Annotated in this window: 20 protein-coding genes; 4 read left to right on the top strand and 16 right to left on the bottom strand. The window is 61.0% G+C overall.

Features of this window, described 5'->3' with window-relative positions; all coding sequences use genetic code 11:
- The first annotated feature begins 6 nt into the window (after positions 1 to 6).
- The 4 genes from ASE80_RS11230 (at position 7) to ASE80_RS11245 (ending at position 5,388) form a co-directional block, all read left to right on the top strand.
- Positions 7 to 684 carry a heavy metal response regulator transcription factor gene (locus ASE80_RS11230; protein WP_017138176.1) on the top strand — a complete coding sequence of 226 codons (678 nt, stop codon included), beginning with the start codon at positions 7 to 9 and terminating at the stop codon, positions 682 to 684.
- Positions 674 to 2,038 carry a heavy metal sensor histidine kinase gene (locus ASE80_RS11235; protein ID WP_056858972.1) on the top strand — a complete coding sequence of 455 codons (1,365 nt, stop codon included), beginning with the start codon at positions 674 to 676 and terminating at the stop codon, positions 2,036 to 2,038. The genes ASE80_RS11230 and ASE80_RS11235 overlap by 11 nt, the downstream gene beginning before the upstream one ends.
- A gap of 358 nt (positions 2,039 to 2,396) precedes the next feature.
- A complete protein-coding gene (locus ASE80_RS11240) occupies positions 2,397 to 3,719 on the top strand; it encodes an OprD family porin (RefSeq protein WP_056858973.1) in 1,323 nt (440 codons plus the stop codon).
- A gap of 172 nt (positions 3,720 to 3,891) precedes the next feature.
- The gene (locus ASE80_RS11245) at positions 3,892 to 5,388 is read left to right on the top strand and encodes a diguanylate cyclase (RefSeq protein WP_056858974.1); all 1,497 of its coding nucleotides are present in this window, start codon (positions 3,892 to 3,894) and stop codon (positions 5,386 to 5,388) included.
- 190 nt (positions 5,389 to 5,578) lie between these two features.
- On the opposite strand, the gene lpxC is transcribed toward ASE80_RS11245, so the two are convergent.
- From lpxC to mraZ, 16 genes are all read right to left on the bottom strand, one after another.
- Positions 5,579 to 6,490 carry a UDP-3-O-acyl-N-acetylglucosamine deacetylase gene (gene lpxC / locus ASE80_RS11250; RefSeq protein ID WP_003171886.1) on the bottom strand — a complete coding sequence of 304 codons (912 nt, stop codon included), beginning with the start codon at positions 6,488 to 6,490 and terminating at the stop codon, positions 5,579 to 5,581.
- A 112-nt stretch (positions 6,491 to 6,602) separates the two neighbouring features.
- The gene (gene ftsZ / locus ASE80_RS11255) at positions 6,603 to 7,808 is read right to left on the bottom strand and encodes a cell division protein FtsZ (protein WP_056858975.1); all 1,206 of its coding nucleotides are present in this window, start codon (positions 7,806 to 7,808) and stop codon (positions 6,603 to 6,605) included.
- Positions 7,809 to 7,874: 66 nt separating this feature from the next.
- Entirely contained in the window at positions 7,875 to 9,140 is a 1,266-nt protein-coding gene (gene ftsA, locus ASE80_RS11260; protein ID WP_017138181.1) for a cell division protein FtsA, read from the bottom strand.
- Between the two features lie 15 nt (positions 9,141 to 9,155).
- On the bottom strand, positions 9,156 to 10,025 hold the full coding sequence (locus tag ASE80_RS11265; RefSeq protein ID WP_017138182.1) for a cell division protein FtsQ/DivIB: 870 nt from the start codon (positions 10,023 to 10,025) through the stop codon (positions 9,156 to 9,158).
- Positions 10,026 to 10,029: 4 nt separating this feature from the next.
- Positions 10,030 to 10,986 (bottom strand): D-alanine--D-alanine ligase, encoded by a 957-nt coding sequence (locus tag ASE80_RS11270; RefSeq protein ID WP_056858976.1) that lies wholly within the window; start codon positions 10,984 to 10,986, stop codon positions 10,030 to 10,032.
- Complete coding sequence (gene murC, locus ASE80_RS11275; RefSeq protein ID WP_056858977.1) at positions 10,983 to 12,428, bottom strand: UDP-N-acetylmuramate--L-alanine ligase; 1,446 nt, start codon at positions 12,426 to 12,428, stop codon at positions 10,983 to 10,985. The genes ASE80_RS11270 and murC overlap by 4 nt, the downstream gene beginning before the upstream one ends.
- The gene (gene murG / locus ASE80_RS11280) at positions 12,421 to 13,491 is read right to left on the bottom strand and encodes an undecaprenyldiphospho-muramoylpentapeptide beta-N-acetylglucosaminyltransferase (RefSeq protein WP_056858978.1); all 1,071 of its coding nucleotides are present in this window, start codon (positions 13,489 to 13,491) and stop codon (positions 12,421 to 12,423) included. The genes murC and murG overlap by 8 nt, the downstream gene beginning before the upstream one ends.
- A complete protein-coding gene (gene ftsW, locus ASE80_RS11285) occupies positions 13,481 to 14,698 on the bottom strand; it encodes a putative lipid II flippase FtsW (protein ID WP_056858979.1) in 1,218 nt (405 codons plus the stop codon). Before ftsW ends, murG begins: the two co-directional genes overlap by 11 nt.
- Positions 14,695 to 16,041, bottom strand: coding sequence for a UDP-N-acetylmuramoyl-L-alanine--D-glutamate ligase (murD, locus tag ASE80_RS11290; protein WP_056858980.1), 1,347 nt, complete (start codon positions 16,039 to 16,041; stop codon positions 14,695 to 14,697). The genes ftsW and murD overlap by 4 nt, the downstream gene beginning before the upstream one ends.
- A gap of 6 nt (positions 16,042 to 16,047) precedes the next feature.
- Positions 16,048 to 17,130, bottom strand: a complete 1,083-nt coding sequence (gene mraY / locus ASE80_RS11295; RefSeq protein WP_017138188.1) for a phospho-N-acetylmuramoyl-pentapeptide-transferase — start codon at positions 17,128 to 17,130, stop codon at positions 16,048 to 16,050.
- The gene (locus ASE80_RS11300; protein ID WP_056858981.1) at positions 17,130 to 18,500 is read right to left on the bottom strand and encodes a UDP-N-acetylmuramoyl-tripeptide--D-alanyl-D-alanine ligase; all 1,371 of its coding nucleotides are present in this window, start codon (positions 18,498 to 18,500) and stop codon (positions 17,130 to 17,132) included. Before ASE80_RS11300 ends, mraY begins: the two co-directional genes overlap by 1 nt.
- A complete protein-coding gene (locus ASE80_RS11305) occupies positions 18,493 to 19,956 on the bottom strand; it encodes a UDP-N-acetylmuramoyl-L-alanyl-D-glutamate--2,6-diaminopimelate ligase (RefSeq protein ID WP_056858982.1) in 1,464 nt (487 codons plus the stop codon). The genes ASE80_RS11300 and ASE80_RS11305 overlap by 8 nt, the downstream gene beginning before the upstream one ends.
- Positions 19,956 to 21,698 carry a peptidoglycan D,D-transpeptidase FtsI family protein gene (locus ASE80_RS11310; RefSeq protein WP_164488397.1) on the bottom strand — a complete coding sequence of 581 codons (1,743 nt, stop codon included), beginning with the start codon at positions 21,696 to 21,698 and terminating at the stop codon, positions 19,956 to 19,958. Before ASE80_RS11310 ends, ASE80_RS11305 begins: the two co-directional genes overlap by 1 nt.
- Positions 21,698 to 21,991 (bottom strand): cell division protein FtsL, encoded by a 294-nt coding sequence (gene ftsL, locus ASE80_RS11315; RefSeq protein WP_056858984.1) that lies wholly within the window; start codon positions 21,989 to 21,991, stop codon positions 21,698 to 21,700. Before ftsL ends, ASE80_RS11310 begins: the two co-directional genes overlap by 1 nt.
- On the bottom strand, positions 21,988 to 22,935 hold the full coding sequence (gene rsmH, locus ASE80_RS11320) for a 16S rRNA (cytosine(1402)-N(4))-methyltransferase RsmH (RefSeq protein ID WP_017138192.1): 948 nt from the start codon (positions 22,933 to 22,935) through the stop codon (positions 21,988 to 21,990). Before rsmH ends, ftsL begins: the two co-directional genes overlap by 4 nt.
- Positions 22,932 to 23,387 carry a division/cell wall cluster transcriptional repressor MraZ gene (gene mraZ / locus ASE80_RS11325; protein WP_003171868.1) on the bottom strand — a complete coding sequence of 152 codons (456 nt, stop codon included), beginning with the start codon at positions 23,385 to 23,387 and terminating at the stop codon, positions 22,932 to 22,934. The genes rsmH and mraZ overlap by 4 nt, the downstream gene beginning before the upstream one ends.
- Positions 23,388 to 23,676 lie beyond the last annotated feature (289 nt).

Consider the following 23,676-nt stretch of genomic DNA (forward strand, 5'->3'; position numbering starts at 1 on the left):
GGGGTCATGCGCGTCCTGATTATTGAAGATGAAGAAAAAACCGCGGACTACTTGCACCGCGGCCTGACGGAGCAAGGCTACACCGTCGATGTGGCACGCGAAGGCGTCGAGGGTTTGCACCTGGCATTGGAAAACGACTACGCGGTGATCGTGCTCGACGTGATGCTGCCCGGCCTCGACGGCTTTGGGGTGTTGCGCGCACTGCGGGCACGCAAGCAGACGCCGGTGATCATGCTCACCGCCCGCGAGCGTGTGGAAGACCGCATTCGTGGCCTGCGTGAAGGCGCCGATGATTATTTGGGCAAACCGTTTTCGTTCCTCGAACTGGTGGCGCGCCTGCAAGCGCTGACCCGTCGCAGTGGCGGGCACGAGCCGGTGCAGGTCACCGTGGCCGACCTGTGGATCGACCTGATCAGCCGCAAGGCCAGTCGCAATGGCCTGCGCCTGGACCTGACCGCCAAGGAGTTCTCGCTGCTCAGCGTATTGGCACGGCGTCAGGGTGAGATCCTGTCCAAGACCGCGATTGCGGAAATGGTCTGGGACATCAATTTCGACAGCGACGCCAATGTGGTGGAAGTGGCGATCAAGCGACTGCGCGCCAAGCTCGACGGGCCGTTCGAACACAAGTTGCTGCACACCATTCGTGGCATGGGGTATGTGCTGGAGAGCAGAAGTGTCGGCTAACTCCATCGCCCTGCGCCTGAGTGGCATGTTCACCTTGGTGGCGCTGCTGATCTTCGTGTTGATCGGCGGCGCGCTGTACCAGCAAGTGGATCGCGGCCTGGGCTTGTTGCCGGGCGCCGAACTGGATGCGCGCTACAGCGTGCTGGAGTCCTCGGTGAACCGCTTTGGTACACCCGATCACTGGGCAAAAATCACCGCCAAATTGAAGTTGCTCGGCGAAGAAGACACGCGCATCCGCTTCTGGGTGGTGAGCAGCGACCCGAGCTACGAATACGGCAACCCCACTGCGCAGATCCGCGCATTCGCCCAGGGGCCGACCGGCAAGCGCGACCTGCGCCTGCCTGGGCATGAATACCCGTTTAAGGTATTGGTGAGCCAGTTCGCGGCCAAGGATCAACGCCCGTCACTGCGTTTTATGATCGCCATCGACACCGAGAACTTCCGCGCCACTCAGCACCATCTGTTGATGGTCTTGATCGGCCTGGCCTGTGTCGGCGTCGCGCTGGCGGCGCTGCTGGGCTTTTGGGTCTCGCGTATCGGCCTCAAACCGCTGGGCAAGCTCTCGGACGAAGCGCAAAAACTCGCCCCGCCCAAACTCTCCGGGCGCTTGCAGTTGTCGCCCTTGCCGCCGGAGCTGAGCCAGTTCGTCAACTCATTCAACGCCACGCTGGATCGGGTCGAACAGGCGTATTCACGCCTGGAGTCGTTCAATGCCGATGTGGCCCACGAACTGCGCTCGCCGCTGACCAACCTGATCGGCCAGACCCAAGTGGCCCTCACCCGTGGTCGTTCGGCCGAGCATTACTTCGAGGTGCTGCAATCGAACCTCGAAGAGTTGGAACGTCTGCGCTCGATCATCAATGACATGCTGTTCCTGGCCAGCGCCGACCAAGGCAGCAAGGCCACCAAACTGATCGAAAGCTCCCTGGCCGATGAAGTCGCCACCACCCTCGACTACCTGGACTTCATCCTCGAAGACGCCCAAGTCAACGTGCGCGTGCGCGGCGACGCCTTGGTGCACATCGAAAAAGCCCACCTGCGCCGCGCGCTGATCAACTTGCTGAGCAATGCGGTGCAGCACACCGCGCCGGGGCAGAACATCGACGTGAGCATTGATGTGCAGGAGCAGTGGGTGGCGATCGGGGTTACCAACCCCGGCGATGAAATTGCCAGCGAGCATTTGCCGCGCTTGTTTGAACGCTTCTACCGGGTGGACGCGTCGCGCAGTAACAGCGGCGCGAATCACGGGCTGGGGCTGGCGATCGTCAAGGCGATTGCGCTGATGCATGGCGGCGATGTGTTTGTGCGCAGTGAGGGTGGCGGTAATACCTTTGGCATTACCCTGCCGGTCTAACTCACCAGAACACCTCAAGCCAGCTCCCACACAAACCATATCCCACATGAGCCAGCTTCCCACGTAAGCCAGCTTCCACACCGGATCTCCAGCATCCTGACTGTTGCGGTTTGGGCAACAGTCATTATCTTGTTACACTCTATATCGCACCGCTCACCTGCGTTACTTTGACGCACCGATGAGCGCGACGGCGAGGCAGCTTCCCGCTCACCCGAATTTCCCTCGACTTATTTCCAGGGCTCTACACTGGGAATCTGTTCAAAGCCGCTGACTTCAGCGGCTTTTTTTTGCCGTAAAAAAAGGCCAGGCACACCCTCACGACATTGGCCGTTTTCGATTGACCAAAGGAGCTAAACCGGTGAAGAACTCGCTGACGTTCACCCCGTTATTCCTCGCGATTGCAGCAACGATCGTCCCCCTTGCCCACGCGGCAGACTCGGCCCCCGCTGACGATTTCGTCGAAGGCTCAAGCCTCAAGATCAATACCCGCAACTACTACATGAACCGCGACCGCCGCGACATTCACACCGACGACAGCAAAGAATGGGGCCAGGGTTTTATCGGCACCTTCGAATCCGGCTACACCCAGGGCACCGTCGGTTTTGGCCTGGACCTCAATGCCATGCTCGGCCTCAAGCTCGACGGCGGCGGCGGCACTGACGGTTCCAGCATCCTGCCTTACGGCAGCGGCAACGGCAAAGCGCCTGGCTCGTTCTCCACCGCAGGCGGCACCTTGAAAATGCGCGCCTTCGACACCGAGCTCAAAGCCGGCGACCTGTTCCTTAACAACCCGGTGATCGCCGGCGGCATGACTCGCATGTTGCCGCAGACGTTCCGGGGGGTGAGCCTGGCCAACCACAGTTTCGACGGCTGGATGCTCGAAGGCGGCCAGGCGAGTTTTACCAAGCTCTACAACCAAAGCGGCCACCGGCGCATCGGCACCAGCTACGGCACGTTGCCCGCCAACGCCGACAGCCAGCACCTGAACTGGGCCGGTGTGTCCTTCAGCGGCGTTCCGGGCCTGACCAGCAACCTGTACGCCTCCGAACTCAAGGATGTGTGGCACCAGTACTACTACGACCTGGACTACACCTACGCGCTGAACGACCTGGTCAGCCTCAACCCGGGCCTGCACTACTACCACACCCAGGACACCGGCCAGTCGTTGCTGGGCAGCATCGACAACAACACCTACAGCCTGCATTTCACCGTGGGCGTGGGCAACCACAGCGTCACCGCCGCGTACCAGCGGGTCAACGGCAACACACCGTTCGACTACATCACCCAGGGCGACAGCGTGTACCTGGACAATTCCCAGCAATACTCCGACTTCAACGGCCCCAACGAGCGCTCGTGGAAGCTCAAGTATGCCTACGACTTTGCAGGCCTCGGCATGCCGGGGCTGACGTCCGCCGTGTCGTACATCAGCGGCAAGACCGACCTGACCAAGGTCGACCCCAACAGCCGTGGCTACAGCGCCTGGTACAGCGCCGACGGCAAAGACGCCAAGCACTGGGAACGCGACATCGACTTGAAATACGTGGTGCAAGGCGGCAAGGCCAAGGACCTGGCCGTGCGCCTGCAATGGGCAACCAACCGCGGTGGCAACGGCTACTCGGCAGTGGACCGGGATGTGGATGAATACCGCGTGATTGTGGATTACCCAATCAACGTGTTCTGAGCTAAATCTGTCTGACGATGAATAGCTGATGTGGGAGCTGGCTTGCCTGCGATGCAGACACCTCGGTAAATCTGCAACACCGCAGCGATGCTATCGCAGGCAAGCCAGCTCCCACACCAAACCTGCGTTTGCCTACTACGCTATTGGCATCCTCGAAGCAGAAGTACGCCCGATGAGCCCAAGTCTCAACCGACCCACCCGTCGCCCGGAACGCTTGTTGATTCTGGGCAGTTGCCTGACGGTGTTCCTGATCGTGGCGATCGTCACCGCGCTGCTGATTCGCGAACATGCCAACACCTTGCAGACCGCCAAGCGTACTGCCAATAACATCACCCAACTGATCGACGCCGATGTACTGCGCAACGTCGAACTCTATGACATGGCCCTCAAGGGCTTGATCGCCGCCACCGAACGCAGCGACTTGCAGGGTGTGTCCGCCAGTATCCGCCACCTGGTGCTGTTCGATCGCTCGGCCGCCGCCCCCTTCAAGGGCGACATTCTGCTGCTGGACCCCAGTGGTGAAGTGATCGCCGACTCCTCGCTGCTCACACCCAAGACCGGTAACTTCGCTGATCGCGACTATTTTCAGGCACACCGCAGAAACCCTGAGCTGGGGCTGTATATCAGCCGCCCCTTCCTGGCCCGTTGCGTGTGTGATGACCAGTGGCGCATCGCATTCAGCCGCCGCGTGTCATCCCCGGACGGGCGCTTTCTGGGCGTGGCGGTGGCCTCGATGCGTCTGTCGTACTTCAAGCAGTTGTTCAGCGGCCTGAACATCGGAAGCAATGGCACCATCAACCTGATCAACCACCAGGGCATCCTGCTGGCGCAACAACCGCTGCTGGAAGCGGACATGATCGACAAGGACTTGAGCCAGCGCCCCAATGTGGCGCGCATGCTGCGTGAACGCGATGGCAGCTTTCGTGGCGTCTCCAGCGTCGACAACCAGCCACGGCTGTATAGTTTCTCGAATGTGGGCACCTTGCCGTTAATTGTCGCGGTGGCGTTATCCAGCGATGAAGTGTTTGCCCCATGGCGGCGTGCAGCGTGGCTGGTCAGCATGGCCACGGGCGTGTTGTGCATCGGCCTGTTGTGGCTCACCTGGATGCTGAGCAAGGAGCTGCGCCGCCGTCATCGTGCCGAGCAAGTGCTGTCAGAACTGGCAGCCACCGACGCCCTCACCGGTCTTGCCAACCGCCGCACCCTGGACCAACGCCTGCGCCTGGAATGGGACCGCGCACAACGCTCGACCGAGCCGCTGAGCCTGCTGATGATCGACGTGGACCACTTCAAGGCCTTCAATGACCTGCATGGCCATCACGGCGGTGATGAAGCATTGCGTGCAGTCGCCCAAGTCATCGAAGACAACATCCGCCGACCGGCTGACCTGGCGGCGCGCTACGGTGGCGAAGAGTTTGCGGTGGTGCTGCCGCATACCGACGCCAAGGGCGCCTGGTTGATTGCCGAACACATCCGCAGCAGCGTCGAGCATTTGCCACGGGTGGCCGGTGCGGACGGGCCGATCACGGTGAGTATCGGCATGGGCACGTGGCAAAAACGCAGCCGCATGGCACTTGAGGACTTGCTGCTCAATGCTGATCAGGCGTTGTATGAGGCCAAGCACACCGGGCGTAATCGGATTGTCGAGGCCGCAGCCGGCCAAGTCTGATCGTTCCCACGCTCCGCGTGGGAATGCAGCCCTGGACGCTCCGCGTCCCAAAGCGTGACGCAGAGCGTCAGAAGAGGCATTCCCACGCAGAGCGTGGGAACGATCGGCGCTCGGGGCGTGGGAACGATCGGCATAAAAAAAAAGGCCACCCGAAGGTGGCCTTTCAAAACTAAAGAAAGAGAGATGTTACTTACACCGCCGCAACGGGACGCATGTAAGAGATCGGTGCGGTGCTGGCATCTTCGAAGGTCACGACTTCCCAAGCGTCTGTCTGCTCAATCAACTTGCGCAGCAGCTGGTTGTTAAGGGCGTGGCCCGACTTGAAGCCTTTGAACTCGCCTATCAGGCTATTGCCCAGCAGGTAGAGGTCACCGATTGCATCGAGGATCTTGTGCTTCACGAATTCGTCTTCATAGCGAAGGCCGTCTTCGTTCAGTACACCATCCGCGTCGACCACAATGGCGTTTTCAACGCTGCCGCCGAGTGCGAGGTTGTGCTTGCGCAGGTACTCGATGTCACTCATGAAACCAAAGGTACGGGCGCGGCTGACTTCTTTTACGAACGAAGTGCTGGAAAAATCCACGCTTGCACTTTGGGTGCGGTCACGGAATACCGGGTGATCGAAATCGATCTCAAAGCTCACTTTAAAGCCTTCGAACGGAACGAAGGTGGCGCGCTTGTCGCCGTCTTCTACTGTCACTTCCCGCAGAATGCGAATGAACTTCTTGGCTGCGTCCTGTTCTTCCAGGCCGGCAGATTGAATCAAGAATACGAAGGGTCCAGCGCTGCCATCCATGATGGGGACTTCGGACGCGGAGAGCTCGACGTAGGCGTTATCGATGCCCAGGCCAGCCATGGCCGAGAGCAAGTGCTCCACCGTGTCCACTTTGACGTCACCGTTGACCAACGTGGTCGACATCGTGGTTTCGCCAACATTTTCCGCGCGAGCAGGAATCTGCACCACAGGGTCCAGGTCGGCACGAACAAACACGATGCCGGTGTCGACAGGTGCAGGTTTGAGAGTCAGGTATACCTTCTCCCCGGAGTGCAGACCTACACCTGTGGCACGGATAATATTCTTCAGGGTGCGTTGTTTAATCATGGCTTGGACCGCTTCAGCGCAAATTGCGAACTGGTATCAACAAAGGCTGGCGATAATAGCAGACCAGACCTTTGCTGAACACCAATCACCTTCATAGCCCTGATACATTCCATTAATCGGCCTGACGACGCAAGAATGCCGGGATGTCCAGGTAGTCCAGATCATCTTGCGGATTCAGGCTACGGGACGCCGCAGCACCGGCCTGAGCCTGGTTGCGCATCACGGTCGGACGGTCCAGGTCACGGTAGTTCACAGACGGCAGTTCCTGGCGCGCAGGCGCTGGAGCGGCAGCTTGCTGGCTGGCGTGGCTGTTGTGGCTGGTATGAACGGTATTGTCGATGACCTTCACAGGCTTCTCGATTTTTGCGCCCAGGCCGGTAGCAACCACGGTCACGTGCAGTTCATCGCGCATGTCCGGATCAATAACGGTACCGACTTTGACCATGGCGTGCTCGGAAGCGAAAGCTTCGATGATGCTACCCACGTCGGAGTACTCACCCAGGGACAGGTCAGGGCCGGCGGTGATATTCACCAGGATGCCGCGTGCACCTTGCAGGTTCACGTCTTCGAGCAACGGGTTGCGGATCGCCGCTTCAGTGGCTTCGCGTGCACGGTTCGGACCGCTGGCGCAGCCAGTGCCCATCATCGCCATGCCCATTTCGCTCATCACGGTACGCACGTCGGCAAAGTCGACGTTGATCATGCCTGGGCGCTTGATGATGTCGGAGATACCGCGAACGGCACCGGCCAGTACATCGTCAGCCTTGGCGAACGCGGACAGCAGGCTGGCGTCCTTGCCCAGGATGGTCAGCAGCTTCTCGTTGGGAATGGTGATCAACGAGTCGACGCTTTCAGACAGCAGACGGATACCTTCGTCAGCGATCTGCATACGCTTGCGACCTTCGAACGGGAACGGACGCGTCACGACAGCAACGGTCAGAATCCCCATTTCCTTGGCCACTTCGGCAATGATCGGGGCTGCACCGGTACCGGTACCGCCGCCCATGCCGGTGGTGATGAACACCATGTTGGTGCCTTGCAGCACTTCAGCAATACGCTCGCGGTCTTCCAGCGCGGCTTGACGGCCGACTTCCGGGTTGGCGCCAGCGCCGAGGCCCTTGGTCACGGCTGTGCCCAATTGCAGGATGGTCCGCGCGCCGATGCTTTTCAGCGCCTGGGCATCAGTGTTGGCGCAGATGAATTCAACGCCTTCAATGTTGCTCTTGACCATGTGATTGACAGCGTTGCCGCCGCCACCGCCAACACCGATTACTTTGATAACCGGGCTTGCGGGGATGTTGTCTACGAGTTCGAACATGTTCCCTCTCCTTTCGTTTTCTCTAGTTTTTTCGCCTACTACTGACTGCGGTGTTGCGGTAAATCTTTAGAAATTGCCTTTTACCCAAGCCTGCAACCGCTCGAACAACGGCGCTTTGGCTTCGTCGTCGCCGCCACGGTAGCTGTCACGGATGCTCGGGCCCGACAGGGAAATGCCGTCGGTCTGCTTTTGCAGCCCGTACAACAGCAAGCCCACGCCGGTGGAGTAAATCGGGTTGCGCACCACGTCGCCCAGGCCTTTGACGCCATGGGGCACGCCCAGGCGCACTGGCATATGGAAGATTTCCTCGGCCAGTTCGACCGCACCTTCCATCTTCGAGGTGCCACCGGTCAGCACGATGCCGGCCGGGATCAAATCTTCGTAGCCGCTGCGGCGCAGTTCAGCCTGGATCAGGGTGAACAGCTCGTCGTAGCGTGGCTCGACCACTTCGGCCAGGGCCTGGCGCGACAGTTCGCGCGGTGGACGGTCGCCCACGCTCGGCACCTTGATGGTTTCACCGGCACCGGCCAGTTTGGCCAGGGCGCAGGCGTAGCGGATCTTGATTTCTTCGGCGTACTGGGTCGGTGTACGCAGCGCCATGGCGATGTCGTTGGTGACCTGGTCGCCCGCAATCGGGATCACGGCGGTGTGACGGATCGCACCTTCGGTGAAGATCGCGATGTCGGTGGTGCCGCCGCCGATGTCGACCAGGCACACGCCCAGCTCTTTTTCGTCGTCGGTGAGTACCGAGTAGGCCGAGGCCAACTGCTCAAGAATAATGTCGTCGATTTCCAGGCCGCAGCGGCGCACGCATTTTTCAATATTCTGTGCGGCGTTGACGGCGCAGGTCACCACGTGAACCTTGGCTTCCAGGCGCACGCCCGACATGCCCAGCGGCTCGCGCACGCCTTCCTGGTTGTCGATCACGTAGTCCTGCGGCAGGGTGTGCAACACGCGCTGGTCAGCCGGGATCGCCACGGCCTGGGCGGCGTCGAGTACGCGCTCAAGGTCGGCCGAGCTGACTTCACGGTCGCGGATCGCCACGATGCCGTGGGAGTTCAGGCTGCGGATATGGTTGCCGGCCACGCCGACGAACGCCGAGTGAATCCGGCAACCGGCCATCAGCTGCGCTTCTTCAATAGCGCGCTGGATCGACTGCACGGTGGACTCGATGTTCACCACCACGCCCTTCTTCAGGCCCCGGGACGGATGCGTGCCGATACCGACGATTTCGATCACACCGTCTTCCCCGACCTCGCCGACCAGCGCCACCACCTTGGAGGTGCCGATATCGAGACCGACGATCATTTTTCCGCTTTGCACGTTTGCCATGGGTCCTGCCTCTTCTTAATTCTTCGCGACAGCGGGTTTGGCTGTCGTCGGCGCAGCTGGTTCACGCCAGCCGACGGCCAGGCCGTTGGCGTAACGCAGGTCGACGCTCGCAATGTTCGTAATCTGTTCTTTCAAGGTCTTGTCATAGATGGCAATAAAGCGGCGCATCTTTTCCACCAAGCGGTCGCGTCCCAGCAACAACTCGATGCCCGGGCCGGAACTGCCTGCCCCGGTGGTCAAAAACCAGCTGCCCCGCTCACGCAATTCCAGGCGTGCGATGGAGAAACCCAGTGGCCGCAGCATCTGGCTCAGCGCCTGGTACTGCTGCATCACTTGCTGCTGCGCCCGCTGTGGCCCGAACAACTGCGGCAGGTGCTCATAGTTGGCCACCTCACGCGGCGCGAACGCCTGGCCCTGGTTGTTCAACAGTGCGCCATCGCCCCAACGGGCCACGGGCAGTTGTTCTTCCAGACGAATCGTCACTTGGTCCGGCCATACACGACGGACTTCGGCGTGGGCGATCCACGGCATCTGTTCCAGCTCTGCGCGCATGCCCGCCAGGTCGATGGTAAAGAAGCTCGCCGCCAGGTACGGGCCGATGCGCTGCTGTACCGCTTGCTGGCTGATGTAGCTCAAGTCGCCCTGCACGCTGATCTTGGTGATCGGCCGGTCGGCATACGGCAACAGGCGTTGTGCGCCCTCGTAAGTGCCGAAGCCCAACGCCACCAGCAATACCGGCCAGAACAGCGCTTTGAGAAAACCAAAGTTGGCTTTCGGCAGGCGCGCCGACATCGGCTCTTTAGCCACCATTCGGCTGGCACCTCGAGGCACCGGCTTGCGGCTGGGCACTGGAGGTTGCTGATGACGAAGCGATGCGCCGTTCATGGGGTTAGCCTCTTGGCTCAATGCTTGCGGCCAGGATCGCCAGCACTAACTGCTGGAAGTCCAGACCGGCAGCACGGGCTGCCATAGGTACCAGGCTGTGATCGGTCATGCCCGGAGCGGTGTTGACTTCAAGGAACCAGAAATTCCCTTGGTCATCCTGCATCACGTCTGCCCGCGCCCAACCGGCGATACCCAGTGCCTCACAGGCTTTCGCCGTGAGGTCCATCAATTCCTGTTCCTTGGTTGCGTCGAGGCCACACGGGATCCGGTACTGAGTATCGGAAGCCACGTACTTGGCGTCGTAGTCGTAAAAGGTGTGGGGCGTGCCCAATGCGATAGGCGGCAATACCTGGCCACGCAGGGTGGCGATGGTGTACTCGGGACCCTGGATCCACTGTTCCACCAACACTTGCGAATCGTAGGTACTTGCCGCTTTCCATGCGTCGATCAATTCGGCGGCCGAGTTCACTTTGGCCATGCCGATACTGGAGCCTTCATGGGCAGGTTTGACGATCAAAGGCAGGCCCAGTTCCTTGGCTGCAGAAATACAATCGTCTTCGCTGCACAGCACGCTGTGACGCGGGGTTGGAATACCCAGGCTGTGCCACACCTGCTTGGTGCGCAACTTGTCCATGGCCAGTGCCGACGCGAGGATGCCGCTGCCGGTGTAAGGGATGCCAGCGCACTCCAGCAAGCCTTGCATGCTGCCGTCTTCACCGCCACGGCCGTGCAGAATGATGAAGGCACGGTCGATCTTCTCGGCCTGCAAGCGGGCGAGGAAATCGTCGCCCACATCGATACCAAATGCATTTACGCCGGCGCTTTGCAGCGCTTCGAGCACGGCATTGCCGGACTTGAGCGAGACTTCGCGCTCAGCGCTTTTACCGCCGAACAACACGGCCACGCGACCGAAGTCGGCAGGCGTGATGGTCGAGAACAGGGAGGCGTAGTCAGTGATCATTTCGACTTCCCCTTCGCAACCGCAAACAGCGGGCTGGCGAGCAGCTTGGGCGCAAGGCCACCGATATCACCGGCGCCCTGGCACAGCAGGATGTCACCGGCACGCAGCAGCGGCTTGACGATCGGCGCCAGGTCCACACCGCGTTCGATGTAGATCGGGTCCAACTGGCCGCGCTGACGGATGCTGTTGCACAGCTTGCGGCTGTCGGCGCCCGGAATCGGCTCTTCACCGGCCGGGTAAACTTCCATCAGCAGCAGCACGTTGGCATCGGCCAATACATTGACAAAGTCGTCGTACAGGTCGCGGGTGCGGCTGTAGCGATGCGGCTGGTACACCATCACCAGGCGGCGCTCCGGCCAGCCACCGCGCACGGCTTTGATAACGGCTGCAACTTCAGTCGGGTGGTGACCGTAGTCGTCCACCAGCATCACGTCGCCGCCTTCTACCGGCAGTTGGCCGTAGACCTGGAAGCGCCGACCGACACCGGCGAAACGCGACAGGCCTTCGACGATGGCCTCATCGCTGACGCCTTCATCGGAGGCAATGCAGATGGTCGCCAGCGAGTTCAATACGTTGTGATTGCCCGGCATGTTCACCGACACGTCCAACGGCTCGCGGTCAGGGCGCAGCACGGTGAAGAAGGTTTGCATGCCTTCCTGGCGCACATTGATCGCGCGCACGTCGGCGTCTTCGCTGAAGCCGTAGGTCACGGTCGGGCGTTTGACCGATGGCAGAATCTCACGCACCACCGGATCGTCCAGGCACACCACGGCCAAACCGTAGAACGGCAGGTTGTGCAGGAACTCGACGAAGGTTTTCTTCAACTTGTTGAAGTCACCGTCGTAGGTGGCCATGTGGTCTTCGTCGATGTTGGTAACGACAGCGACCAGCGGCTGCAGGTGCAGGAAGCTCGCATCACTTTCATCGGCTTCGGCGATCAGGTAACGGCTGGTGCCGAGCTGGGCATTGGTGCCGGCTGCATTCAGGCGGCCACCAATCACGAAGGTCGGGTCCAGGCCACCGGCGGCGAACACCGAGGCGATCAGGCTGGTGGTGGTGGTTTTGCCGTGCGTACCGGCCACGGCAATGCCATGGCGATAGCGCATCAGCTCGGCCAGCATCTCGGCGCGTGGCACCACTGGAATACGGCGCTCAAGGGCGGTGGCCACTTCCGGGTTGGAGGTGTTCACGGCGCTGGACACCACCAGCACGTCAGCCTCGGAGGCGTTCTCGGCGCGGTGGCCGATGAAAATCTGCGCGCCAAAAGACTTGAGGCGATCAGTGACCGGCGACTCTTTCAAGTCCGAGCCGGACACCTGGTAGCCCAGGTTCAGCAGTACTTCGGCAATCCCGCACATGCCCACGCCGCCGATGCCGACGAAGTGAATACGACGGATGCGGCGCATTTCGGGCTGCGGCATGGCTTTCTGATTCTCAACCATGGGCCACCTCCAGGCAGATATCGACCACGGTGCGGGTTGCGTCAGGTTTAGCCAGGCGGCTTGCGGTGCTCGCCATGCTGTTGAGTCGTTCCGGTTGCATCAAAACCTCGGTCAGGCGTGCGGCCAAATCGGCGGCGCCAGTCGTTCTTTGCGGCAGCAGGAAGGCAGCGCCCTCCCCGGCCAAATATTCGGCGTTGCGGGTCTGGTGATCGTCGATGGCGTGGGGCAAAGGCACCAGCAAGGACGGCAGACCGGCGGCGGCCAGTTCACTGACGGTCAGCGCACCAGCGCGACAGACCACCAGGTCGGCCCAGCCATAGGCATGGGCCATGTCTTTGATGAAAGGCTGTACGTTCGCCTCGACACCGGCCTCGCGATAGCGAGCAGCGGTGATTTCATCGTGGTTTTTACCGGCCTGGTGGAACACCTCGGGACGCAGGTCCACGGGCAGCAGCGCCAGGGCTTCGGGCAGCAATTTGTTCAGCGGCTCGGCGCCCAGGCTTCCGCCCAGGATCAGCAAGTGCGGCTTGCGCCCTTCCAGGGCCTGACGAGCAATGGCCATGAACAGTTCGGTGCGCACCGGGTTACCGGTGGTACGCAATTTGTCCGAGGCGCCGAAGGTCTTCGGGAACGCCTCGCACACCCGGCTGGCCAACGGCACCAGCAGGCGGTTGGCCGTACCGGCGACGGCGTTCTGTTCGTGCACGATCACCGGTACGCCGGCGAGCCTGGCGGCAACGCCACCCGGGCCGGTCACATAACCACCGAAACCGAGCACGCACACCGGCTTCAACTCACGAATCACTTTGCGCGCCTGCCACACCGCCTTGAGCAACACGAACGGTGCCTTGAGCAGGGACAACTTGCCCTTGCCACGCAAGCCGGTGACGTTGATCAAGTGCAGCGGCAAGCCGGCATTCGGGACCAGTTCGTTTTCGATGCCACGTGGCGTACCGAGCCAATGCACGGTGTAGCCACGGTTCTGGAATTCACGCGCACACGCCAGGGCCGGGAACACATGGCCCCCGGTGCCGCCCGCCATGATCAGCACGTTAGCGCCCATGGTTCGGCTCCTCGGCAAAATCGCTCTCGCTGAATTCCATCTCTTCGCTGCCCAGGTGAGTACGGCTCTCCCACTCGATGCGCAGCAGCAAGCCCAGGCACACGCAGCAGATAACCAACGAGCTGCCGCCGTAGCTGAGAAACGGCAGGGTCAAACCCTTGGTCGGCAAGCGACCGATGTTTACCCCGATGTTGATCAGCACCTGACCAATCCACAAAAACGCCAGGCCGTAGGCGACATAGGCTGCGAAAAACTGCTTGGCCTTCTCGGCCCAGAGACCGATGTAAAGCGCTCGCACGCAGACGAACATGAACAGTGCAACGGTGCACAGCGAACCCACGGCACCGAGTTCTTCGGCAAGCACGGAGAACACGAAGTCGGTATGCGCTTCCGGCAGGTAAAACTGCTTCTGCACGCTATTGCCCAGGCCCACACCCAGCCATCCGCCGCGACCAAAGGCGATCAGCGCCTGGGTCAACTGGTAGCCGGAGCCGAACTGATCGGACCAGGGGTCGGTAAAGGTAATCAGGCGCGCCATACGGTACGGTTGTGCTTCCACCAGCAGGTAAACCGCGACCACCGCCAGCACCACCATCATGGCGAATCGGAACAAGCCCACACCGCCGAGGAACAGCATCGCTGCCGCCGCGCCCATCATGACGACGGTGGCACCGAAGTCCGGTTCCATCAGCAACAGGCCAGCCATGGGCAGCAGCACGATGAACGGCTTGAAGAAGCCCATCCAGCTTTCGCGCACTTCTTTCTGGCGACGGACCAGGTAACCGGCGAGGTAGATCACCACGAACACCTTGGCGATTTCCGACGGCTGCACGTTAAACGCACCGAAGCCGATCCAGCGCATCGAACCGTTCACCTCTCGGCCGATGCCGGGCAGGATCACCATGATCAACAAACCAAACGCTCCGATCAGCATCAGCCAGCCCAGGCGCTGCCAGGTGGCGATGGGGATCATCATGGTGACGATGCAGGCACCGAGGCCAATCACCAGGTACACCAGGTGACGGATCATCATGTACAGGGTGTTGCCCGACTGCACCGCGGCCACTTCCGAAGACGCCGAGGTGATCATGACCAACCCCAGGCCCAGCAGCGCCAGGCAGCCGGCGAGCATCGGGAAGTCGAGGTCGATACCACGACCGGTGATGATCGGCGATGGGTACGGCTTGATGATATTTCTGAAATTCATGCCAAGGCCTCCACGGCGCGAGCGAACAGCTGGCCGCGCTCTTCGTAGTTCTTGAACATGTCGAAACTGGCGCACGCCGGGGACAGCAGCACCGCATCTCCCGATTGGGCCAGGGCCTTGCATTGAGCAATAGCATCGTCCAGCGAGGTGGCGCGCACCTGCGGTACCGCGTCGCCCAACGCGGCGGCGATCAAGTCCGAGTCACGGCCGATCAGCACCACGGCGCGGCAATGTGCAGCCACCGGGCCTTTAAGGTCTTTGAAGTCGGCACCCTTGCCGTCGCCACCGGCGATCAGCACAAGCTTGCCGTCGATATCAGCGCCAAGCCCTTCGATAGCTGCCAGTGCGGCGCCCACGTTGGTGGCCTTGGAATCGTTGTAGTAGCTCACGCCATTGAGGTCGCGCACCCACTGGCAGCGATGCTCGAGGCCGCCGAAGGTGCGCAGGCTCGAGAGCATTGCATCAAATGGCAGGCCGACGGCGTGCCCCAACGCCAATGCCGCCAGGGCATTGGATTGGTTGTGCGCGCCACGGATTTTCAGCTCGCGCACTGGCATCAGGTTCTGGAATTCGAAGGCCAGGTATTTCTCGCCGTTCTCTTCGCGAATGCCGAAGGCTTTGAAATCAGGTTTGCTCAGGCCAAAGGTCCAGCAAGGCATGCCTTCGCCCATCAACGGACGGCTCAGGGCATCCTGGCGGTTGACCACAAATTGCCTGGCACCACGGAAAATCCGGTGCTTGGCCAAGTGGTACGCCGGCAGGCCGCTGTAGCGGTCCATGTGGTCTTCACTCACGTTCAACACGGTGGCGACTTCTGCCCCCAGGTCGTGGGTGGTTTCGAGCTGGAAGCTCGACAGCTCCATCACGTACAACTCGATATCGTCACTGAGCAGGTCCAGCGCCGGCGTGCCGAGGTTGCCGCCCACGGCCACGCGCTTGCCGGCCGCAGCCGCCATCTCGCCGACCAGGGTGGTCACGGTGCTTTTCGCGTTGGAGCCGCTGATGGCCACGATCGGTGCCTTCGCGTGACGCGCAAACAGGTCGATGTCGCCGGACAGCTTCACGCCACGGGCTGCAGCGGCTTGCAGGGCCGGTGTCGCCAGGGCCAGGCCGGGGCTCACGTAGAGCTCGTCGGCACGGCACAGAAACTCGACATCCAGCTCGCTACAACGCACTTCCACGTGCGGGTAGTCACGGCGCAGCGTGACCAGCTCCGGTGGATTTTCCCGCGTATCGGCCACGGCAAACGACGTGCCCCGGTTCGCCAGGAAGCGAACCAGGGACATGCCGCTCTTGCCGAGGCCGACAACGATGCGGAAGTGGTCTGAAGCGATCAGGGACACTCGTTTCTACCTCAGTTTCAGGGTGGCAAGGCCGACCAGTACCAGAATCACGGTGATGATCCAGAAGCGGACAATCACGCGTGGCTCGGGCCAGCCCTTGAGTTCAAAGTGGTGGTGAATCGGCGCCATGCGGAACACACGACGCCCGGTCAATTTGAAGGAAGCCACCTGGATGACCACCGACAGGGTTTCCATCACGAACACACCGCCCATGATGAACAGCACGATTTCCTGGCGGACGATCACCGCGATGGTGCCCAAGGCTGCGCCCAGCGCCAGCGCGCCGACGTCGCCCATAAAGACTTGTGCGGGGTAGGTGTTGAACCACAGGAAGCCAAGGCCGGCACCGATCAGCGCGCCGCAGAACACAATCAATTCACCCGCGCCCGGCACATACGGGATCAGCAGGTATTCAGCGAATTTCACGTTACCCGACAGGTAGCAGAAGATACCCAGCGCACCACCGACCATCACGGTCGGCATGATCGCCAGACCGTCGAGGCCGTCCGTCAGGTTCACCGCGTTGCTGGAGCCGACGATCACGAAGTAGGTCAGCACCACAAAGCCAACGCCCAGTGGAATGCTGGCGTCCTTGAGCATCGGAATGATCAAGGTGGTTTCGACGGCGCTTGGCGCGGTCATGTACAGGAAGATCGCGGCGCCAAGGCCAAACACCGACTGCCAGAAGTACTTCCAGCGGCTGGGCAAACCCTTGGAGTTTTTCTCGATCACTTTGCGGTAGTCATCGACCCAGCCGATCGCGCCGAACAACAGGGTCACCAGCAGCACTGTCCACACGTAGCGGTTATGCAGGTCGGCCCACAGCAAGGTGCTGATGCCGATGGAAGACAGGATCAGCGCACCGCCCATGGTCGGGGTGCCGGATTTGGACAGGTGCGACTGCGGGCCGTCATTACGAACCGATTGACCAATTTGCAGGTTCTGCAGGGTGCGGATCATCCACGGCCCCAGGAACAGCGACAAAGACAGCGCAGTCAGCACACCCAGGATCCCGCGCAGGGTCAGGTACTGAAAGACCGCGAAGCCTTTGTGGAACTGTTGCAGATACTCAGCCAGCAGCAGCAGCATTAATGTTTCTCCGTACTTGAGCCACACAAGGCCGCGACGACGTTTTCCATCACCGCGCTGCGCGATCCCTTGATCAAAATGGTTGTTTGTTTGTCGTGTTCAGCCGCCACCAGCGCCTGGATCAGCTCGGCCTGGGTAGCGAAATGCCGCGCACCGAGGCCGAAGGCGTCAACGGCGTGGGCCATGTTCGGGCCGACGGCGTACAGCGCGTCGACTTTGCCGCTCGCGTAGGCGCCGACTTCACGGTGGGACTGTTCAGCCCAGTCGCCCAATTCGGCGATATCGCCCAGCACCAGCACCTTGCGCCCGGCGAAGCTTTTAAGCAGGTCAATAGCGGCGCAGACGGAGGACTGGTTGGCGTTGTAGGTGTCATCAATCACACGCATGCCATTGGTCGCCAGTTGTGCCACGGTGCGGCCCTTGACCGGCTGCACCGCGCCCAGGCCGGTGGCGATACCGAACAGCGATACGCCCAGGGCGCAGGCGGCAGCGGCGGCGGCCAAGGCATTGGCGACGTTATGGTTGCCCAGCAGGTTCAGTTGCACGTGCTCGCTGCCTTGCGGTGTGTGCAAGGTGAAGGACGGGCAACCACGGGCGTCGACGGTGATATCGGCTGCGTGGAAATCAGCGGCCGCGTTGAGCACGGCAAACGTCAGCACCTTGCGACCGGCGGCGCGTACACGCCAGGTCTCGAAGGCCTTGTCGTCGAGGTTCAACACAGCCGTGCCCGAGGCATCCAGGCCTTCGAGAATCTCGCCCTTGGCTTCGACGATTTTTTCCGGGCCTCCGAACTCACCCACATGGGCGGTACCGGCATTGTTGATGATCGCCACGTGGGGCTTGGTCAGCGCCACGGTGTAAGCGATTTCGCCGACGCGCGAAGCGCCCAGCTCGATGACCGCCGCCGTATGTTCCGGGGCCAGTTCGAGCAAGGTCAGCGGCGCGCCGAAATCATTGTTCAGGTTGCCACGGGTGGCGAGTACCGGCCCGCGCGTGCGCAACACGCCGGCGAGCAGTTCCTTGACCGTGGTTTTGCCGCTGGAGCCGGTGATGGCCGCAACCGGCTTATCAAATGCGGCGCGGTTCAGTGCGCCCAACTGGCCGAGGGCCAGACGGGTATCGGCAACCAGCAATTGCGGCAGCGTCGAGTCCGTCACTTCACGCTGCACTAAGGCCCCCACGGCACCTTTGGCGGCGACTTCATTCAGGTAGTCGTGCCCATCGAAACGCGGACCGGCCAGTGCAACAAACAATTGCCCCGGCTTGATGTTACGACTGTCGATACTGACGCCGTCGAAGCTGCAATCGCTCGACACTACGCGGGCCGACAAGGCCTGGGTCAGTTCGCTGAACTTCATCGCCTTAAGCATGGGCGACCTCCCAGGCAGTCAGGGCGTGATCAGCCTCGACCAGATCAGAGAAGGCATGGCGTTCGCCGTTGATTTCCTGATAGTCCTCGTGACCTTTACCGGCCAGCACCACCACGTCGTCAGCACTGGCGCTGGCGATCAATTGGGCAATGGCTGCGCCGCGACCGGCGACGAAGGTGGCCTTGGTGGCGTCTTTAAAGCCGACACGGATGTCGTCGAAAATCTGGCTCGGCTCTTCGCTGCGCGGGTTGTCGTCGGTGACGAGCACGCCATCGGCCAGGCGCTCGACGATTTCAGCCATCAGCGGGCGCTTGCCGCGATCACGGTCACCGCCGCAGCCGAACAGGCAGAGCAATTTGCCCTTGGCGTGTGGACGCAGGGCTTCGAGGACTTTTTCCAGCGCGTCCGGGGTGTGGGCGTAATCGACCACCACCAGTGGTTGCGAGCCGCCACCCAAACGCTGCATGCGACCGGCCGGGCCTTCGAGCTTGGGCAGTACACGCAGGATTTCGTCCAGGGCGTAATCCAGGCCAAGCAATGCGCCAACCGCCGCGAGCACGTTGCTCAGGTTGAAACGCCCAAGCAAGGTGCTGCGCAAGTGATGTTCGCCCTGGGGCGTGACCAGCGTGGCGAGCACGCCTTCGTCATTAAATTGGGCTTCGCGGCAATACAGATACGCGCTGGCGTCTTCCAGGCTGTAGGTGATCAGGCGCGCTTCGCTGTCTTCGGCAGCCAGTTGGCGGCCGAAGGCATCATCCAGGTTGACCACCCGGCACTTCAAGTCATTCCAGGCAAACAGCTTGGCCTTGGCAGCGGCGTACGCCTCCATGGTGCCGTGGTAGTCGAGGTGGTCGCGAGACAGGTTGGTCATCACCGCCACGTCAAACGCCAAGGCCGTCACCCGGCCCTGGTCCAGGCCGTGGGAAGAGACTTCCATGGCCACCGCCTTGGCACCGGCCTTTTTCAGGTCGGCCAGGGTCGCTTGCACGGCGATCGGGTTCGGCGTGGTGTGCAGGCCGCTTTGCAGCGCGCCGTAAAAACCAGTGCCCAGGGTGCCGACAATGCCGCAATGCTGGCCCAGGAGGTCGAGTGCCTGCGCAACCAATTGGGTCACGCTGGTCTTGCCGTTGGTACCGGTCACACCGACCAGGTTCAACTGACGGCTCGGGTCACCATAAAAACGCCCGGCGATGTCCGACAGTTGCGCGGCCAGGCCCTTGACCGGAATCAATGGCACATCGGTGATCGGCAGCACGGTGGCGCCATCCACTTCATAAGCCACGGCGGCCGCGCCACGTTGCAGGGCATCGGCGATGTGCGCACGGCCATCGAGCTTGCCGCCCGGCACCGCCAGGAACAGGTCACCGGCGCGTAAATTACGGCTGTCCAGGCTCAGTTCACGAATCAGCAGATCGCGTCCGGCGTGGGCAAAAATCTTGTTCAGGCTAAGAGACATCAGCCGCGCCCTCCATTGGCTTTGACAGCTGCGGCCGGTGGCCCGGCGTTCGCTTGTTGGGTCGGCGGCAGGTTGTCCGGCGTGATGTTCATCAGGCGCAGGGTGCCGGACATCACTTTGCTGAACACCGGCGCCGATACCAGGCCGCCGAAGTAGCCGGCCTTGCTGGGTTCATCAATCACTACGACGATGGCGAAGCGCGGATCGCTCATCGGGCCGAAGCCGGCGAACAGCGAGCGGTAAGAGTTTTCGGCGTAGCCCTTGGTGCCGACCGAGGTTTTACGTGCAGTACCGGACTTGCCGGCCACGTGATAAGCCGGCACCTGCGCCCGGAACACACCGCGCGGGGCTTCGATCACTTGTTGCAGCATGCCTTGCATGGTCTTGGCGACGTTTTCCGGGATCACCTGGGTGGCTTTTGGCGCTTCGTCGACGTGGATCAAGCTCAGTGGAACCATTCGGCCATTATTGGCCAATACAGAGAAAGCATGGGCCAGCTGGATCGCGGTGACCGACAGGCCGTAACCGTAGGAGAGCGTGGCAGTCTCGGCTTTTTTCCAGTCGCGGTAGTTCGGCAGGTTGCCCACGCGTTCGCCTGGGAAATCCAGGCCGGTGGGTTGGCCCAAACCGATTTTTTGCGCCAGGTGATAGATGGTCTCGCCGCCGATATCGAAGGCGACCTTACTCATGCCGACGTTACTGGAGTTGATCAGAATACCTGTCAGATCCAACACCGGACCTTCGCTGCGGGACACGTCACGAATGGTGTATTTGCCCAACTGCAAGGTGCCTGGGTAAACCTCGACCTTGTCGCTCGGCTTCCAGCGCCCGGTTTCCAGGGCGGCACTCATGGAGATGGCTTTCATGGTCGAACCCGGCTCGAACACGTCGATCATGGCGCGGTTACGCATCATCGCCGGTTGCAGGTTGCGACGGTTGTTCGGGTTGTAGGTCGGCTGGTTGACCATGGCGAGAATCTCGCCGGTCTTGACGTCCATGATCACCAGGCTACCGGCCTTGGCGCCGTTCTCGATGATCGCGTTACGCAGCTCGCGGTTGGCCAGGTACTGCAGACGCAGGTCAATCGACAACGCCAAGGGCTTGCCGGCCTTGGCGTTTTTGGTCACCTGGACATCTTTGATCAGTCTGCCGCGTCGATCCTTGATGACCTGCCGTTTGCCGGGCACGCCGGCCAGCCATTCGTCGTAGGCCAGTTCCACACCTTCACGGCCGTGGTCATCAATGTCGGTGAAGCCAACCATATGCGCGGTGGTTTCACCGGCCGGGTAGAAACGACGAAACTCCTCGATGCCATAGACACCGGGGACTTTAAGGTCGAGCACTTGCTGGCCCTGCTCAGGCGTCAGCCCACGCACCAGGTAGATGAATTCTTTGTTGGCCTGGGCTTCCAGGCGCTCGCTCAAGGCTTTAGGGTCCTGGCCCAGCGCGGCAGCCAGCTCAGGCCATTTGTCCTTGGCGGTTTGCAGTTCCTTGGCATTGGCCCACAGGGTGGTCACCGGCGTACTCACGGCCAGAGGCTCGCCGTTACGGTCGGTGATCAGACCGCGGTGCGCAGGAATCGGGATATGCCGCAGGCTACGGGCGTTACCCTCGCCGATCAGGAAGTCGCGGTCGATCACTTGCAGGTCGATAATCCGCCAGGCAATCGCGCCGGCCATCAGGGCCAGGATGCCGAGCATCAGGCGGAAGCGCCACGGATAGAGTGCGCCTTCGAGTTTCATCATGGCGCCACCATCCGCACTTCAGCTGCGCCCGGAATGTGCATTTTCAACTGCTCGGTGGCGAGCGTTTCGATGCGGCTATGGGCCGTCCAGGTGCTTTGCTCAAGAATCAACCGACCCCATTCCGCCTGCGCTTTATCACGCACACTCAATTCCCCGTAAAGGGTGTTGAGCAGTTGACGGTTGTAGTGGGCGCTGTAAGACACCGCAATCGCGGACACCAGGACGCCGACAAACAGCAGCAACATAAAGAAGCTGCCGCCCGGGAGGGGCTTGGCGAAAAGCTTGCTCACCGCAGCTTCTCCGCGACGCGCATAACTGCGCTACGGGAACGTGGGTTGGCCTTGAGTTCGGCTTCGGAGGCGAACTGCGCTTTGCCATGGATTTTGATTTTCGGCACAAAGGCTTCGAAACGCACCGGCAGGTTGCGCGGCAGGTTATCGGACTCGCCCTTGACCAGACGACGCATGAACAGTTTGACGATGCGGTCTTCCAGGGAGTGGAAGCTGATCACCACCAGGCGACCACCCACTTCCAGGGCGTCCAGTGCGGCTTCGAGGCCGGCTTCCAGATCGCCCAATTCGTTATTGACGTGAATGCGCAGGCCCTGGAACGCACGGGTCGCCGGGTTCTTGCCCTTTTCCCAGGCAGGGTTCGCGACCTTGAGCACTTCAGCCAGGTCGGCGGTGCGCTCGAACGGCTGGATTTCACGGCGCTCAACCACGGCACGGGCCATGCGGCCGGCGAAGCGTTCTTCACCGTATTCCTTGAACACGCGGGTGATTTCTTCATGGGGCGCAGTGGCGATGAACTGCGCAGCGCTGATGCCACGGGTCGGGTCCATGCGCATGTCGAGCGGGCCGTCGTTCATGAAACTGAAGCCGCGCTCGGGGTCGTCAAGCTGTGGCGAAGATACGCCCAGGTCGAGCAAAACCCCGGCCACCTTGCCTGCCATGCCGCGCTCGGCGACTTCGGCACCCAACTCGGCAAAGCTGCGCTGCACAACGACAAAGCGGCCGTCTTCGGCCGCTAGCGCTTGCCCGGTGGCAATCGCTTGAGGGTCTTTGTCAAACCCGAGGAGTTTACCGTCGGACCCGAGCTGGCTGAGTATCAACCGGCTGTGCCCGCCCCTGCCGAAGGTGCCATCTACATAGCAGCCATCCGCGCGTACGGCGAGAGCCTCAACGGCTTCGTCAAGCAGTACGGTGATGTGGTTAAAGCCGCTATCAATAGTCACAGGATCAAATCACGCAGTTCATCAGGCATGGCGCCCGGTTGTTGAATAGCAGCCAGGTCTGCTGCAGAAACAGCATCCCAGGCATCTTCGTCCCACAATTGGAACTTGTTCAGTTGGCCCACCAGCATTGCGCGCTTATCCAGCTTGGCGTACTCGCGCAAGCGCGGAGGCACCAGGAAACGACCACTGCCATCGAGCTCAAGGTCGACGGCATTGCCTATCAGCAGACGCTGGAGGCGGCGGTTTTCTTCACGCAATGAAGGCAGAGCGCGCAACTTGGTTTCGATCAACTCCCACTCATCGAGGGGGTAAACACACAAACAAGGGTCAACGGCGTCAATCGTGATGATTAACTGGCCTGAACTTCGCGAAATGAGCTCGTCACGATACCGGCTCGGCATGGCGAGACGGCCTTTTGCATCGAGACTGATAGCGTTAGCTCCGCGAAACACAGATGCGTTTCTCCAAATTTTAGCGTTTTACGTTCAAAAAACCCACTTTGTGCCACTTTCCGCCACTTGCGCACACTATAGGAATGCGCCCACCACACCGTCAAGGCACGGATTCAAGGAAAAGCCTTACAGAACGGAGATTTAGGAACGTAAAAGGAGGAGAAACGCGAGTTCAGCGATGTTTTTGACTCAACAACCGCAAATAGCTCATGGAGCTATGGCTTAAAGTTAAAGTGATTTATTAAGAGTAAGATTTTTTTGGTATTACGAAGATGCATCTGCCAATGAT

This window comes from Pseudomonas sp. Leaf15 (assembly GCF_001421425.1).
Classification (GTDB): domain Bacteria; phylum Pseudomonadota; class Gammaproteobacteria; order Pseudomonadales; family Pseudomonadaceae; genus Aquipseudomonas; species Aquipseudomonas salomonii.